At 69.8% G+C, this 15,329-nt stretch carries 16 protein-coding genes; 2 read left to right on the plus strand and 14 right to left on the minus strand.

Translation table 11 applies throughout. The annotated features are described in order from the left end of the window. Window positions 1-95: 95 nt before the first annotated feature. The 10 genes from AU196_RS08035 to AU196_RS08080 all read right to left on the minus strand — a co-directional run bounded on the left by AU196_RS08035 (window position 96) and on the right by AU196_RS08080 (window position 9,239). The gene (locus tag AU196_RS08035; protein WP_059094584.1) at window positions 96-845 is read right to left on the minus strand and encodes an SAM-dependent methyltransferase; all 750 of its coding nucleotides are present in this window, start codon (window positions 843-845) and stop codon (window positions 96-98) included. After that, complete coding sequence (gene mnhG / locus AU196_RS08040) at window positions 832-1,194, minus strand: monovalent cation/H(+) antiporter subunit G (protein WP_059094585.1); 363 nt, start codon at window positions 1,192-1,194, stop codon at window positions 832-834. The genes AU196_RS08035 and mnhG overlap by 14 nt, the downstream gene beginning before the upstream one ends. Next, window positions 1,191-1,478 carry a monovalent cation/H+ antiporter complex subunit F gene (locus tag AU196_RS08045; protein ID WP_059094586.1) on the minus strand — a complete coding sequence of 96 codons (288 nt, stop codon included), beginning with the start codon at window positions 1,476-1,478 and terminating at the stop codon, window positions 1,191-1,193. The genes mnhG and AU196_RS08045 overlap by 4 nt, the downstream gene beginning before the upstream one ends. Continuing rightward, window positions 1,475-2,044: a Na+/H+ antiporter subunit E gene (locus tag AU196_RS08050; RefSeq protein WP_059094587.1), complete on the minus strand. Its 570-nt coding sequence runs from the start codon at window positions 2,042-2,044 to the stop codon at window positions 1,475-1,477. Before AU196_RS08050 ends, AU196_RS08045 begins: the two co-directional genes overlap by 4 nt. Then, window positions 2,041-3,648 (minus strand): Na+/H+ antiporter subunit D, encoded by a 1,608-nt coding sequence (locus AU196_RS08055; RefSeq protein WP_059094588.1) that lies wholly within the window; start codon window positions 3,646-3,648, stop codon window positions 2,041-2,043. Before AU196_RS08055 ends, AU196_RS08050 begins: the two co-directional genes overlap by 4 nt. Beyond that, complete coding sequence (locus AU196_RS08060; protein ID WP_059094589.1) at window positions 3,645-4,118, minus strand: Na(+)/H(+) antiporter subunit C; 474 nt, start codon at window positions 4,116-4,118, stop codon at window positions 3,645-3,647. The genes AU196_RS08055 and AU196_RS08060 overlap by 4 nt, the downstream gene beginning before the upstream one ends. Beyond that, window positions 4,115-7,015 carry a Na+/H+ antiporter subunit A gene (locus AU196_RS08065; RefSeq protein ID WP_059094590.1) on the minus strand — a complete coding sequence of 967 codons (2,901 nt, stop codon included), beginning with the start codon at window positions 7,013-7,015 and terminating at the stop codon, window positions 4,115-4,117. The genes AU196_RS08060 and AU196_RS08065 overlap by 4 nt, the downstream gene beginning before the upstream one ends. A gap of 110 nt (window positions 7,016-7,125) precedes the next feature. After that, window positions 7,126-8,439 carry an ArsB/NhaD family transporter gene (locus tag AU196_RS08070; protein WP_059094591.1) on the minus strand — a complete coding sequence of 438 codons (1,314 nt, stop codon included), beginning with the start codon at window positions 8,437-8,439 and terminating at the stop codon, window positions 7,126-7,128. 18 nt (window positions 8,440-8,457) lie between these two features. Then, window positions 8,458-8,916: a CBS domain-containing protein gene (locus AU196_RS08075; RefSeq protein WP_059094592.1), complete on the minus strand. Its 459-nt coding sequence runs from the start codon at window positions 8,914-8,916 to the stop codon at window positions 8,458-8,460. Window positions 8,917-8,963: 47 nt separating this feature from the next. Then, a complete protein-coding gene (locus tag AU196_RS08080) occupies window positions 8,964-9,239 on the minus strand; it encodes a cation:proton antiporter regulatory subunit (RefSeq protein ID WP_059094593.1) in 276 nt (91 codons plus the stop codon). A gap of 129 nt (window positions 9,240-9,368) precedes the next feature. On the opposite strand from AU196_RS08080, the gene AU196_RS08085 reads away from it, so the two are divergent. Both AU196_RS08085 and AU196_RS08090 read left to right on the plus strand, forming a co-directional pair. Further along, a complete protein-coding gene (locus tag AU196_RS08085) occupies window positions 9,369-10,349 on the plus strand; it encodes a sensor histidine kinase (protein ID WP_059094594.1) in 981 nt (326 codons plus the stop codon). 8 nt (window positions 10,350-10,357) lie between these two features. Further along, window positions 10,358-11,005: a response regulator gene (locus AU196_RS08090; RefSeq protein ID WP_059094595.1), complete on the plus strand. Its 648-nt coding sequence runs from the start codon at window positions 10,358-10,360 to the stop codon at window positions 11,003-11,005. Here the strand turns inward: AU196_RS08090 and AU196_RS08095 are convergent. The 4 genes from AU196_RS08095 to AU196_RS08110 all read right to left on the minus strand — a co-directional run bounded on the left by AU196_RS08095 (window position 10,965) and on the right by AU196_RS08110 (window position 15,323). Then, on the minus strand, window positions 10,965-11,432 hold the full coding sequence (locus tag AU196_RS08095) for a DUF1707 domain-containing protein (RefSeq protein ID WP_059094596.1): 468 nt from the start codon (window positions 11,430-11,432) through the stop codon (window positions 10,965-10,967). The two genes, AU196_RS08090 and AU196_RS08095, sit on opposite strands and share 41 nt — an antisense overlap. A gap of 96 nt (window positions 11,433-11,528) precedes the next feature. Next, entirely contained in the window at window positions 11,529-13,766 is a 2,238-nt protein-coding gene (locus AU196_RS08100; protein WP_059094597.1) for an AAA family ATPase, read from the minus strand. A gap of 1 nt (window position 13,767) precedes the next feature. Continuing rightward, on the minus strand, window positions 13,768-14,619 hold the full coding sequence (locus AU196_RS08105) for a CDP-alcohol phosphatidyltransferase family protein (protein WP_059094598.1): 852 nt from the start codon (window positions 14,617-14,619) through the stop codon (window positions 13,768-13,770). After that, entirely contained in the window at window positions 14,616-15,323 is a 708-nt protein-coding gene (locus tag AU196_RS08110) for a phosphatidylserine decarboxylase (RefSeq protein ID WP_059094599.1), read from the minus strand. The genes AU196_RS08105 and AU196_RS08110 overlap by 4 nt, the downstream gene beginning before the upstream one ends. Window positions 15,324-15,329 lie beyond the last annotated feature (6 nt).

A 15,329-nucleotide genomic window follows, 5' to 3' on the forward strand; every position in this document is an offset into this window, starting at 1 on the left:
CGAACCATCGAACATGCATTCGATTCTGCCAGGCGCTACCGACACGACCCCACGAAATCATCTGGCCTGTGGATGAATTCGCCGCTGTGGGTGAGTCAGCGGTTGCGTCTGGCGTCGACGAACACCGTACTCATACCCGTGTCGATGTCGCTGTGGTCGCCGCACCGTCCGTACCGAGTCATCAGCTCCTGGGCGCCGATCGTCGTGACCTGCCATCCCCGCGCCGTCAACCAGTCGGCGACCCCCGGTCCGACCGCCTCGACGGCCAACCGGCTTCCGGGCGGGCTCATCTCGTGGATGCGGTCGAACAACAGGTGCGGTCCGTCCGCCACATACGGAAGAAGTCCCTCGACTGCCCACGCCGTCGGCTCCGAAGCGTCGAATCCGGCCTCGCGCAACGTGTCCGGCCACCCGTCGGAGAGATCGGCGGGAACCGGAACGTATCGGGACACCGAGGGACTGTCGCCGTGTTCACGCAGAGCCTCGTTCTTGAACTTCAACACACCGGGGTGGTCGATCTCGTAGACGGTGGTGCCGTTGACCCACGGCAGTCGCCACGCTCGCGCGTCGAGCCCGGCGGCGACGATCACCATCTGCTCGAGCCCGTGCGCCCCCGCGGCGATGAAGTACTCGTCGAACCACTTGGTGCGCGACGACGCATAGTTGGCGATTCCGTTGATCCGTTCGGCCGACTCGTCGCTGGGAAGCTGACACCCCCGGGTCAGGGCGGCGTCGATGAACACCTGCGCGTACGGGTCGTCGAACAACGGACAGTCGGCATGCGACTCGCTTTGTCTGGCCATGGCGACGGCCAGCGCGCTCACGATGCCGTCAGGAGTCGTCATGGCCGCGGTGTTCCCTTTCCGCGGCGACTTCAAGCATCTCGTCCCTGGTCAACAGGTCGTCCCGGATGTTCTGCTCGTGGTAGGCCAGTTGGCCGACGCGATTGGCGATCACCGGCGCGGTGATGAGGGTGAAAAGTCCGGTCAGGATGAGCATTCCGACGTCGACGTTGCCGCGCAGGCGGATCGCCGCCCCCGCGAGCACGAGGAGCAGACCGAGCACCTGGGGCTTGGTCGCGGCGTGCATCCGCGACAACGTGTCCGGGAACCGGACGACGCCGATCGCGGCGGTCAGAGCCAGCGTCGAGCCGCCCAGCACGAGGACGCTGGCGACGATGTCGAAGGCGTTCACGAGGTCCTCCGTGTCCTGTCGGGTCTGCGGACATCGGGCACGCGGAAACGCGCGACGCTGACCGACCCGACGAAGCTGATGAGTGCCAGGGCGGTCAGGCTGTAGGTGACAGTGGTGTTGAGGCTGAACGCGGCCCACGTGCCGATCGCGCACATGGTGACCGCGACGAGCGTGTCCAGCGCGACAAGCCGGTCCAGCGTGCTCGGGCCGGCCAGCAACCGGAACATCGTCGCGGCCGCGGCGGCGCTGAGCATCACTCCCGCGATGATCCAGACCCAGCTCATTCGGGATCGGCCTCCCTCTCGGTCGATGGCCGCCAATCGGATTCCCGTTCGAACGCGGCGATCAGCAACCGCTCGAACTGTCCGATCTGGCGGTAGAAGCGACTCAGCGCGCGGTCGGAGCCGACGTCGATGACATGGACGTAGACCACGCGCCTGGTCTGGTCGATCTCCAGCGCGATGGTGCCCGGCGTCAGGTTCACGATGTTCACCGCGAGCGCGAGCACCAGGTCCGACTTCACCGCGAAGTGCGCCCGCAGCACCGCGGTCAGCGGCGGCGGACCAGGTTTGACGGCCAGCCACGCCACCTGCACCGACGACACCACAAGGTAGTACGCCACGGTGGCGATCAGGCGTAGCAGCGACAGCAGGTGAACCCGGCCCTCCACGGGCACCGGCGGCAGCGGCAACAGCAGCGTGATCATCAGCGCGACGGCCAGGCCGCTGACGACATTGGCCGCAGACAGCGTGCCCCACAACAGGATCCACACCAGCGTCAGCCAGCACAGCACCCATGCGCGCAGCGCGAGCCGGCGCGGTGACCACCTCGTCCCCTCGAGCACCTTCATGGCCGCTCACCCACCACCGCGGTGATGTAGTGGTCGCGGTCGATCACCTCGTCGGCCGCTCGGCCGCTGTAGGCGAAGATCGGCCCCGCCGCCACGGTCAGCGCCAGGCCGACCGCGATCAGCGCGCCGGTCGGCGCCAGCATGCCGACGGGCATGCGGCCGACGTGGTCGCGGTCCACGAACTGAATGTCCTCCGATTCCGCGGTGTCGTCCAGCAGCGCCGCGGGGGCGGTGGAGGACAGGTGCCCCTCCGGTGCGTCCTCACGCGACCGCCAGAACGCCTTCGTCCACACCCGGGCCACCACGTAGAGCGTCAGCAGGCTCGTCACCACACCGCCCGCCACCAGCGCCCAGGCCAGCGGTGTGCCGTTGGACGCGCCGGCCTCGAGCAGTGCCACCTTGCCGATGAAGCCCGAGAACGGCGGTATGCCGCCGAGATTCAGTGCCGGCACCACGAAGACGAAGGCGAGCAGGGGGCTGGCGGCGGCCAGGCCACCCAGGCGCGTCATCGTCGAGGCGCCGGCCTGACGCTCGATCAGACCCACCACGAGGAACAGGGTGGTCTGCACGACGATGTGGTGCGCCACGTAGTAGATGGCCCCGGCCATACCCAAATCGTTCGAGAGCGCGATCCCGAAGACCATGTAGCCGATGTGGCTGACGAGCGTGAACGACAACAGTCGCTTGATGTCGCTCTGCGCGATGGCGCCGAGGACGCCGACCACCATGGTCAGCAGCGCCGCCCAGAGCAGCACCTGGTCCAGCCCACCGCCGGGGAACAGCAGCGAATGCGCCCGGATGATCGCGTAGACGCCGACTTTCGTCAGCAGGCCCGCGAACACGGCCGTGACCGGCGCCGGTGCAGTCGGGTAGGAGTCGGGCAGCCACGTCGAGAGCGGGAACACCGCCGCCTTGATGCCGAACGCCACCAGCAGCACCGCGAACAAAGCCATCCGCGTCCCGTCGGAGACGTCGTCGAGACGCACGGCCAGCTCGGCCATGTTCAGCGTGCCGGTGGCCGCATACACGAGCCCGATGCCGAGCAGGAAGATCAGCGACGACACCATCGACACCATCACGTACGAGATGCCCGCCCGCACCCGTTCGGCGCTCGCTCCGATGGTGAGCAGCACGAAGCTCGCGGACAGCAGCACCTCGAACCCGACGAACAGGTTGAACAGGTCGCCGGCCAGGAACGCGGTGCACACACCGGCCGAGAGCACCAGGTAGGTGGGCAGGAAGATCGACACCGGCTGACGGCCGTCGCCGTCGCGGATGCCCTGCCCGATGGCGTACGCGACCACCGCCAGCAGCACGATGGACGACACCATCAGCATCAGCGCCGACAACCGGTCCACGACCAGGGTGATGCCGAGCGGACCCATCCCGGGGATGCTCTGCCCCCAGCCGCCGACATGCAGCGCCAGGGTGCCGTCGCGGTCGGTGAGGTAGACGAGCACCGCGCACACGATGACCACCGCGACGAGTGCCACCTGCGCGATGACGCGCTGCAACACCGGGCGGCGGCCCGCGAACAACGTGAGCGCGGCGGCGATGGTCGGGATGAGGACCGGCAGCGGCGTGAGCACGGCCGCGAGCGTCACCGGGAACCCTCCCGACCCGGCAGTGCGTCGAGTTCGTCTGGCAGGTCGGTGTCCTTCGCCAGATCCGGCTCCGGCGGCCGGTCCTCGTCGAGGGCGGCGGCCTCCTTGGCGGCCATCTCGGAGACGCGGGTGTCCTCGGGGTCGTTGCCGACCTCTTCGGCGGTGGTCAGTCTGTAGGACCGGTAGGTCAGCGCCAGCACGAACGCCGCGATGCCCATGCTGATCACGATCGCGGTGAGGATCATGCCCTGCGCCAACGGATCAGCGGTGGACGTCTCGCCGGCGCTGGTGCGCCCGCGGACCGGCGGATTGCCGGACGGCCCGGCCACCGTGAGGATGAGCAGATTGATCGCGTTGCCGATCAGCAACAGTCCCAACAGCATTCGGGTCAGGTTGCGCTCGAGGAGCAGGTAGACACCCACGCTGGTGAGGCCGCCGATCAGGATCAGGGGGACGAGGTAGGTGGTCACCGCGCACCCACCTTCGCCGCCGACCTGCCCGACCCGGGGTTCGGTTGGGACATCTCCACGTCGACCTGAGCGCCCAGGCTGCGCAGTACATCGAGAACCAGACCGACGACGATCAGATACACCCCCAAATCGAAGAACAGTGCGGTCACCAACTTGACGGTGCCGAGGACCGGCAGGTCGAATTCGATGACCGCCGAGGACAATGCGGGCGCGCCGAGGAACAGCGAGGTCACCGCGGTGCCCGCGGACAGCGCCAGTCCGACGCCGAGGATCTTGCCCGCATCCAGCGGCAGCGTCTCACCCAGTTCGTACCGGCCGCCGGCGAGATAGCGCAGCACCAGGGCCAGACCCGCGGTCAGGCCGCCGGCGAATCCGCCGCCGGGCGTGTTGTGGCCGGCGAAGAAGAAATACGCCGACAGCACCATGATGAGCGGGAAGATGACGCGCGTCGCCACCTCCAGCACCAGCGAGCGGTGCCGCGGATCGCGCAGTTCGCTACCGCGCAGCCAGGTGATGTCGCCGACGGCCGGGCTGTTGGCGAAGGTGCCGATGCGTCCGATGTCGGGCTGACCGGCGTCCGCCACCCGCGGCGCGGTCCCGAAGCGACGGTTGCGGAACACCAGCGAGGCCACGCCCGTGGCCGCCACGAGCAGCACCGAGATCTCGCCCATGGTGTCCCAGGCGCGGATGTCGACCAGCAGGACGTTGACCGCATTGGCTCCCTGGCCGCGGTAATAGGCCGCGTCGGGGATCAGGTCGGCGATGCCGGCGCCGGTGCGGGCCGCCATCGCGTACACCGCGAGCGACGTCACCGTCACGCCGACCGCCAGCGAGAGCACCGCGCGGGGCAGGCGCTTGTGGTTGATGTGGGCCTTCTCCGCCTCCGCGGGCAGGGTGCGCAGCACGAGCACGAAGATGACCAACACCAGCGTCTCGACCAAGAACTGGGTCAGCGCCAGATCCGGCGCGCCGTGCAGCGCGAAGATCGCGCCGCAGCCGTAGCCGGTGACCCCGATCAACAGGACCGCGGCCAGGCGGTTGCGCATCACGGCCGCACCCACCGCGGCGGCGAGCATCAGCAGCCCGACCACGACCACCCACGGCGAATCCCACAGCGCGAAGTCCGGCCGGTCCCGCGCGCCGAGGAGCAGCGCCACCGCGGGCACGACGACCAGCGTGCAGAGGATGACCGACTGGGTGGCCGGGATGGAGCCGCGCTGAGTGGTCGCGGTCAGCCGCACCGACACCATGTCGAGTCCGCGGATCAGCGCGTCGTAGACGTGGTCGGCGTTGCCGAGCGGAAGGTAGGCCACCCGGGCGCGGCGCAGCTTGGACCGCTCGAAGAAGGCCGCGACACCGGTCGCGATCACCAGCGCCGACAGCAGCAGCGGCAGGTTCAGGCCGTGCCACAGCGCCAGGTGGTAGTCCTTACCGCCGGGCACGGTCTGCGCGTATTCGCCGAGCACGGCGTCCAGCGGGGCGGGCCACAGACCCGACACCAGGCCGGCCGCGGCCAGGAACGCAGGCGCGGCGAGAAATGCCGCCGACGGACGGTGCATCTCGCGGACGCGCACGCTCGGCTCGTGCAGACCTTTGCGGCTGAACGCGCCCCACAGGAACCGCAGGCTGTAGATGGTGGTGAACACCGAACCGAACACGATGCCCGCGAGCACCCAGGGGGCGAACGGGCCGAGTGCGGCGCTGTGCAGCACGGTCTCGAAGTCGGCTTCCTTGGCCACGAAGCCGAGGAACGGCGGGAGCGCCGCCATGCTGGCCGTCGCGCCGACGGCGATGATCAACAGCGGCCTGCTGCGGTCGCCGAGCCACGCCAGCCGGCGGATGTCGCGGGTGCCGGTCGAGTGGTCGATGACACCGACCACCATGAACAGCGACGCCTTGAACATGGCATGCGCGACCAGCATGGCCAGCCCGGCCAGCATCATGTCGCGCCCGCCGGTGCCGACCATGACGGTGATCAGCCCGAGCTGGCTGACCGTGCCGAACGCCAGGATGAGTTTGAGGTCGTACTCGCGCACCGCCCGCCAGCCGGCCAGCAGCATCGTCGCCAACCCGAGGGTGAGGATCATCGGCCGCCACACCGGGGAGTCGGCGAAGCCGGGCGTCATCCGCGCCACCAGGAACACCCCGGCCTTCACCATGGCCGCGGCGTGCAGGTAGGCGCTGACGGGAGTGGGGGCGGCCATCGCCCCGGGCAGCCAGAAGTGCAGCGGGACGATCGCCGATTTGGACAGGGCGCCCACGAGGACGAGCGCCACCCCGACCGCGGCGGCCACCCCGGACGGCGGTGAGGCGACCAGCTCGGAGAGCAGGTAGGTGCCGGCGAGGTTGCCGAGGATGATGATGCCGACCAGCATCGCCAGCCCGCCGAAGGTGGTGACCAGCAACGCCTGGGTGGCGGCGCGGCGGCTCGTCGCGCGTTCGGCGTAGTGGCCGACCAGCAGGAACGACAACACCGTCGTCGTCTCCCAGAACACGTACAGGATCAGCATGTTGTCGCTGATGACGAGACCGAACATCGACCCCGCGAACGCCACCATCTCGGCGGCGAAGCTGGGCAGGCGCTTCTCGATGTGGCCGTCGCGATGGTGGAAGTAGGTGCCGCAGTAGAACAGCACCAGGGCGCCGATGCCGAGGATGAGCACGCTCATGATCGCGGCCAGCGTGTCGAACCGCAGCGTGATGTCCATCGACAGCTCGGGCAGCCAGACCAGGTTCACGGTTTGCGCGCTGCCGGGCTCGGGCCAGTTCAGCGCAACCCAGACCAGGGAGACCAGCGGGACGACCGCCAACGGGTAGAACGCGATCCGTCCCCATCTGGCCACCATCAGGGGTGCCAACGCGGTCGCGACCGCATGGGCACAGAGGATGGCCAGCATGGCACTCCGATCGTGATTGGGGTCGGGGTGTCAGCGTGAGCTGCTTTGGATTGTGTCAATTCTACGTGCGTTGCTGACGGCGTCACCGGCGCACTGCGGACGGGACATCGTCAGAAGTACCGCAGCCAGACGTAACCCCAGGCCAGGGTGGTGCTGAGCAGTGTCACGACGATCCCGTACCGGGTGAACCGCCAGAAACTGATCGGGTGGCCGGCCCGCGCGGCGATGCCGATGGCGACGACGTTCGCGCTGGCCGCGATGGCGGTGCCGTTGCCGCTGAAGCAGGCGCCGAGCGCGAAGGCCCACCACAGCGCCTGGCCGGTACCCGCATCGGGTGTCTGGGCCACCATCGACTCGACGACCGGCGTCATCGTCGCGGTGTAGGGGATGTTGTCGAGGAACGCCCCCACAATCGATGACCCGAACAGCAGTGCGGTGGCCGCCCCGAACCAGTTGTCGCCGAACGCCGACTCGGCCACCGAACCGAGCGCGCCGATCACCCCCGTGTGCGTCAGGCCGGCCACCATCACGAACAGGCCCATGAAGAACACCAGCGTCGGCCACTCCACCTCGGGCAGCACATCGGACACGTCGATGTCGGTCGCCAGCAGCATGGCCCCGGCCCCGAGCAGTGCCACCACCGACGGCGCCACGTGCAGCACCGAGTGCAGGGCGAACCCGACGATGACGAGGTTCAACACCACCAGCGAGCGGACCAGCAGTCGCGTGTCCTTGATCGCACGGCGTTCCTGCAGGGCCATCACCTCGTCCATGTGCACGTCGTCCGCGCGCAGGTCCTTGCGGAACAGCACCCTGGTGAACAGCACGAACAGGACGAAGATGAGCAGCACGATCGGCGCCATGTGCACGAGGAAGTCGTTGAACGTGAGCCCGGCTCGGCTGCCGATGATGATGTTGGGCGGGTCGCCGATCAGTGTGGCCGCCCCGCCGATGTTGGACGCCAGCACCTCGGCGATGAGATAGGGCTGCGGCGGGATCCGTAGCCGGTCGCAGATCACCAGCGTGACGGGCGCGATCAACAGGATGATCGTGACGTTGTCGAGCACCGGTGAGGCGAACGCCGTGATCAGCATCAGCATGACCATCAGCCGGTACGGTCTGCCGCGCGAGCGCTTCGCCGCCCAGATCGCCAGGAAGTCGAACAGCCCGGTCTGTTTCACGACGCCGACGATGATCATCATCCCGAGCAGCAGGAAGATGACGTTCCAGTCGATGCCCTCGTGCTCGGAATAGAAGACCCGCTCGCCGGGGATCAGCCCGAGCAGGGTCATCAGCCCCGCCGCGACGAGGACGGTTCTGACCTTGTCGGCCCGCTCGGTGGCGATGACCCAGAACGCGACGACGAAGATCGCCAGGGCGAGCACCGGGGCCGGCGAGGGCAACACGGCCGGAGCTGCTGACACGCGCTCGCCGTGCCGGGGTCAGTCGCCCGGACCGGCGACAGCCAGACTGGTCAACAGCCGTTCGAGGGTCACCGCGCCGGTCAGCCGGCCCGCGCTGTCGACGATGGCGATCAGTGGGCTCCTCTTCGTCGCCATCACGGTCGCGACCTCGAGCAGGGTGGCGTCGGGCGCCACCGTCGCCGGTTTCGCGACGGGCGAGGGCAGGCAATCACCGACGGTGAGGCGGCCGGGGCCGTGCCAGAACAGGTCGGCGTGGATCTCGTCGACGGTGCGGACCAGAGCCGGATCGTCACGGTAGGTCTCGGGAATCGCCAGGCGCAGGACCTGCGTGCCCGGCAGGACCGCGATCGGGCGGTCCGCCTCGTCGACGACGACCAGCCCGGGTAGGCGGTTGACGACCATGAGCTGCACCGCCTTGGACACCGGATCGTCCATGCGGACGGTCGGGGGCGAGACCGCGATCTCATGTGCTTGCATGGCGACTTCATTCAATCGGGCGGTCCATCGGGTGGCTTCCGTTGCCGTCATGATCCCCGTTCTCCGATCAGCGCATCCACCCGGCGTTCCAGCCACCGGACCCGGTCGGCGATGGGCCGGCTGTGCAGGATCTCGGCGAGTCCGTCGGCCTCGTCGGGGGCCAGCACGAGCTCCTCGGCGGGCTCGTCGCTGCCGTCGTCGTCGTAGACGAACACCTGCCGGTCCCCGTCGTGGGTGACCAGGACGCACAGCCGACCGCCGGCCCGGGTGACGATGTGATGTAGCGTCCCGCCGCCGGGCACCGTCGTCCGATCGATTCGCATCGCAGCTCCTTGCAGGTCACTCCCGAGCCTTCGCGCGAGACGCGACGGCCGCCATCGGGGCTGACACCCATTTCCGGGGGGCGGCGGCGTGTATGGACATCCGCTGACCGGGACGCCACGCTGGTGGGTATGAATCGGGCGCGTACCCCCGCGGCCGCACTGTTTCGCCGGGTCTTTCTGATCAACGGCCTCATCTTCACGCTCGGCACCCTGGTCCTGGCCGTGTCGCCTGCCACGGTGTCGTCGCGCATCCGGCTCACTGAGATCCCGGTTCTGGTCGTCGGGTTGGCGATCATGTTGAGTGCCAACGCCTTGCTGCTGCGGTCCAGCCTCGCCCCGCTCGACCGGCTGGCCGCGTCCATGCGGCGGGTCGACCCACCGCGGCGCAGCGACCGCGTCGACGATCGGAACAGCGGCGATCTGCACCACCTGATCGAGTCCTTCAACGCGATGCTCGACCGGCTGGAGACCGAACGCACCACGGCCAGCGCATCGGCGCTCGCCGCGCAGGAGAACGAACGGCAGCGCATCGCGCGGGAGCTGCACGACGAGATCGGGCAGACGTTGACCGTCGCCCTGCTCACGCTCAAGCGCGCGGTGGATCGTGCGCCCGCCGAGATCCGCGGCGAGCTCGAGGAGACCCAGGAGACGGTGCGGGCGAGCCTCGACGAGGTGCGCGGCATCGCGCGCCGGTTGCGTCCCGACGCACTCGAAGACCTCGGTCTGCAGAGCGCGCTCAACGCGCTGTGCAGCGAATTCGCCCAGGCCACCGGGTTGCCGGTGGTCAGACACATCGCGCTGCCCGCCGCACGGCTGGCGCCCGATGTGGAGCTGGTCTGCTACCGCATCGCCCAGGAGTCGCTCACCAACATCGCCCGTCATGCCGAGGCCCGCAAGGCCTGGGTCGACCTGCACGTCGTCGCCGGACAGGTGACGCTGCGCATCGCCGACGACGGCAGGGGCGGCGTGGGTGAGGCGGGGGAGGGCGCGGGGATCAGCGGGATGCGGGAGCGGGCGCTGCTGATCGATGCGGCGCTGACGATCAGCTCGCCGCCGGGCGACGGCACCGAGGTGCGGTTGGCCATCCCATACCGCGGCGGCGACGGTTGATGCCTGCGGTGCCGGCCCGGATCCTGCTCGCCGACGACCACGCGCTGGTGCGCAGCGGGCTGCGGCGGATCATCGACGCCGAACCCGATCTGCAGGTGGTCGCCGAGGCGGCCGACGGGCACGAGGCGCTCGAAGCGGTGGACGCAACCCCGACCGATCTGGCGATCCTCGATATCGCGATGCCGCGGATGACGGGTCTGCAGGCCGCCCGCGAGATCAGCCGCATGCATCCGCACGTGCGGATCCTCATCCTGTCGATGCACGACAACGAGCAGTACTTCTTCGAAGCGCTCAAGGCAGGCGCGTCGGGCTACGTGCTCAAGTCGGTCGCCGATCGCGACCTGCTCGCGGCGTGCCGGGCCACGCTTCGTGGCGAACCGTTCCTGTATGCCGGCGCGGTGACCGCGCTCATCCGTGACTATCTGCACCGGGCCCGCAGCGGCGACGAACTGCCGGACACCATCCTCACCCCGCGGGAGGAGGAGGTGCTCAAGCTGATCGCCGAGGGTTACTCGACGCGCGAGATCGCGGCAACGCTGAGCATCAGCGTCAAAACCGTCGACCGGCACCGCGCGAACATCCTCGCCAAGCTGGGCCTGCGGGATCGGTTGGCGCTCACCCGATACGCCATCCGGGCGGGATTGATCGAGCCGTGACCCGTCCGCAGACGGAGCCGCCGACGTAGCGCATCGGCAGCGCGTGGCCGAGGACCCCGATGCCCGCGCCGAGGATCGGCCAGATCGGCCAGAAGTACCAGGACCCGGCGGTGAGCCCGACGGCCAGCCACACCATGAGGACGATGACGACCATCGCCAGGTAGCCCGCGAGATGCCGGCGCACGCCGCGACGGGCGGCGCGGCGGCGTTCGGCCTGCCGCGCGGGATCGTTGCGGCGCAGCGAGGCGACCGGCAGGTCGGCGGTGAGGCTGTGCAGTTCGGTGCCGGTCTGCGCGGCGAACGCGCGCTGCAGGCGTTGGTCGTAGTCGGCCACGTCGAGGTAGCCCTGCGTCAGCGCCAGGCCGAGCAGGGTGGCCGTGCGGGTGCGGTCGTCGTCGCCGATGCGTACCGCGGTGGGGACGGTCATGGTGGCTCCCGTGACATCTAGACAGTGACTAGTTCGATGTGGTCCACTGTCCCACTCGAACTTGGCACTGTCAAGATTGCGGTCTCGTCGAAGGAGTCAGCGGCCTTCGGAGAAGGCGCGCAGCGTGTCGACCTGGACCGGGTCGAGCGACGGGCGAACGGTCTGCCGCGCGGCCTCGACGTCGGCGGCGGTGACGTCGGCGGCGTCGATCGACCGTCGCATCGCCGTCAGCGCCGCCTCGCGCAGCAGTGCGACGCAGTCCGCGGCGCTGTAGCCGTCGAGGCCCTCGGCCAGCGTGTCGAGGTCGACGTCGTCGGCCAGCGGGACGGATTTGCCCGCGGTGCGCAGGATCTCGCGTCGCGCCTCGGCGTCGGGCGGCTCGACGAACACCAGCCGCTCCAGCCTGCCCGGGCGCAGCAGCGCGGGGTCGATCAGGTCGGGCCGGTTCGTGGCGCCCAGCACGACGACGTTGCGCATCGGTTCGATGCCGTCGAGTTCGGTCAGCAGCGACGCGACGACGCGGTCGGTCACCCCGGAGTCGAAGCTCTGCCCGCGCCGCGGCGCGAGCGCGTCGATCTCGTCGAGGAACACCAGCGACGGCGCCGAGTCGCGGGCCCTGCGGAACAGTTCGCGCACCGCCTTCTCCGAGGCGCCCACCCATTTGTCCATGAGCTCGGCGCCCTTGACCGCGTGCACCGACAGCCGCCCGGAACTCGCGAGCGCGCGCACCACGAACGTCTTCCCGCAACCCGGCGGCCCGTACAGCAGCACCCCGCGCGGCGGTTCGATGCCGAGGCGTTCGAAGGTGTCCGGATGCTGCAGCGGCCACAGCACCGCCTCGGTCAGCGCCTGCTTGGTCTCGGCCATGTCGCCGACGTCCGCCAGCGTCACCGAACCGACCGACACCTCTTCGGTCGCCGACCGTGACAGCGGCCGGATCACCGTGAGCGCCCCGGTGAGGTCGTCCTGGGTGAGCTGCGGCGGCGCCCCGTCGGCACTGGCGCGCGCCGCCGCCCGCAGCGCCGCCTCGCGAACCAGCGCACACAGGTCTGCGATCACGAAACCTGGTGTGCGCCCGGCGATCTCGTCGATTTTCAGGTCCTGGGCGGGGACGCCGCGCAGCAGCACCTCCAGCAGTGCCCTGCGGGTGGCGGCGTCGGGCAGGCTCAACCCGAGCTCACGGTCGCAGAGGTCGGGTTCGCGCAGGCGGGCGTCGACGGCGTCCGGCCTGGCCGACGTCGCCACGAACGCGACGCCGGGCGTCGCGACGGCCGTGCGCAGTTCGTTGAGGATCAGCGTGCCCACCGGTTCCGGCGTCGCGGGCAGCAGCGCGTCGATGTCGGTGATCAGCAGCACGCCACCGCCGTCGCGCACCGTCGACACCGCCGACGACACCCGGTTGAGCCGGTCCTCGGCGTGCAGGGCGCCGACCTCGGGCCCGTCCAGTTCGACGAGTCGCCGTGGCGCGCACACGGTCCGCACCATCGTGGCCTTGCCCACCCCGGCGGGCCCGGACACCAGGACGCCGAGATGCGCGGTGGCGCCCAGGGTCTCGAGTAACGACGGCTCGTCGAGGGAGAGTTTCAGCCATTCCGTCAGCCGGCCGGCCTGCGCGTGGCTGCCCTTGAGGTCGTCGAAGGACACCGCCGGTCTCTCGGTCGACGGCGCGGTGACGGTGGCTTCTCCGACCGCGGCGCCGACGCTGGCGCCGACGGCCGGGCGGGCGAGCTCGGCCCCGGGTGCGGGTCCGTCCCCCCAGCCGACCGCCGAGTTCGGTTGGACGCTCACCGTGCCTCGGGGGTCGACGCCGGTGACCGTCAGAAGTTCCGAGGTCCAGGTGATGCCCACCGACGACGCGAGTGCGCTGGTCGCCGCCGACGTGGAGGTGCCGGGTCCCAGGTCGCGCGGCAGCAGGGAGACGGTGTCGCCCACCGTCATCACCTTGCCCAGCAGCGCCTGGCGCAGCGTGGCCGGCGAGATCGAGTTGGTGGCGAGCCGCGACCCCGACACCGTCACCGAGCGCGCCCCGTAGACCGTCACCGGCGCCACGAGGACGCTGCTGTTCTCGCGCAGCCCCGCATTGGACAGCGTCACGTCGTCGAGCAGGGCCGTCCCCGCGGGGGTGCCCGTCGGGGCGACACCGACCACCGCGGCCGTGGTCCGTGCGCCGATGAGCGACACCGCATCCCATTCGCGCACACCGAGCGCGGCGATCGCCTCGGGATGCAGGCGCACCACCCCGCGCCGGGAGTCGAGGGCCGAGGTGTTCAACCGCGCTGTGAGCCGCAGGTGGCTCGGATTCGGTTGGTCCTCGGACAGTTCGGACTCCGTCATGTCACCTGCCGGGTTTACGCAGGCCCAGCCGGGCCATGGACCGACGGTTCGGCTGGGCGCGGCGGCTCGCGCGACGCGCCGCCCGTCGTTGCCGCGGTTCGACGTCCCATGCCTCGGGTCTTGCGGCCACCCATCGTTGGCTGCGGATGGTGAACGGGATGATGCACAGGTAGCCGACGATCACCAGCAGTACCAGGATGTAGGGGAAGAGCAGCAGCCCCGCGGCGGCCAGCGCGACGACGATCAACAGCAAGGGCGCCGCGTTCGGCGGTACCGAGATGGACTTGGCCGCGATCGTCGGCACCCGGCTGATCAGCAGCGCCGAGTTGGCCACGAGCCACAGGCAGACGAACCACTGTGACGTCCACCAACCCTGGCCGAACTGCAGCATGGCCGCCAGAGGGCCGATGACGCCGACGGCGCCGCACGGCGCAGGCATACCGGTGAAGAACTCGCGGGTGTAGGCGGGCTTGTCCGGCTCGTCGAGCAGCGCGTTGAACCGAGCCAACCGCAGCACTATGCACACCGCGTACAGCAGTACGAACATCCAGCCCACCGGTGAGTCCGCGAGCAGCGTTACGTACACCACCAGCGCGGGCGCCACCCCGAAGTTCACCGCGTCGGCCAGCGAGTCGATTTCGGCGCCCATCCGGGACTGGGCGTCGAGGGCGCGGGCGATGCCACCGTCGATCCCGTCGAGGACCGCCGCCGCGCCGATCAGCGCCAGCGCGATATGCGGGCGGTCGTCGAGCGCGAACTTGATCGAGGTCAGCCCGGCGCAGATGGCGAGCACCGTGGTCGCGCTGGGCAGGATCCGCAAACCCCTCGGGCGCCGGCTCACACCTTTGCTCACGGCAGCTCCGCCAGGATCGTCTCGCCGCCGACCGCGCGCTGGCCGGGCAGCACCTTGATCTCGGTGCCCTCGGGCAGGTAGGTGTCCAGCCGCGAGCCGTAGCGGATCAGCCCGTACGTGTCGCCGATGGTCACCTTGTCGCCCGGGGTGAGGTCGCAGACGATGCGGCGGGCGACCAGGCCCGCGATCTGCACGGCGATCACCTGGGCGCCGGTGTCGGTGCGGATCACCACGCTGTTGCGTTCGTTGTCCTCGCTGGCGGCCGCCAACTCGGCGGAGCCGAACAGGCCGGGCCGGTGTTCGACGGCGACCACCTCACCGCTGATCGGGATGCGCTGCACGTGGGCGTCGAAGATCGACAGGAAGATGCTCACCCGCGGCACCGGCCGGGCAGGCAGGTTGAGCTCGGCGGGCGGTTCGGCCTCCTCGACCAGGCAGATCAGCCCGTCGGCGGGGGCCACCACGACACCGGGGCGCGTCGGTGGCACGCGCGGCGGATGCCGGAAGAAGGCGGCGTTCGCGCCGGCGGCGACCAGTCCCGCGCCCCGCACCCACCTGTTGCGGCGGCCTGCGGCGGCCACCGCGAGGCCGGCGCCGATGAACGGCAGGCCGGCCGGGTGGACCGGCGGAACGGTGGTCTTCACCAGCGCCATGAACCGCTCTGGGCCGGATCTCAGGTCATCGGTGCGGGGGCGTCTGGCCATCGGCTG

It is taken from the genome of Mycobacterium sp. IS-1742 (genome assembly GCF_001500125.1).
Lineage (GTDB): Bacteria > Actinomycetota > Actinomycetes > Mycobacteriales > Mycobacteriaceae > Mycobacterium.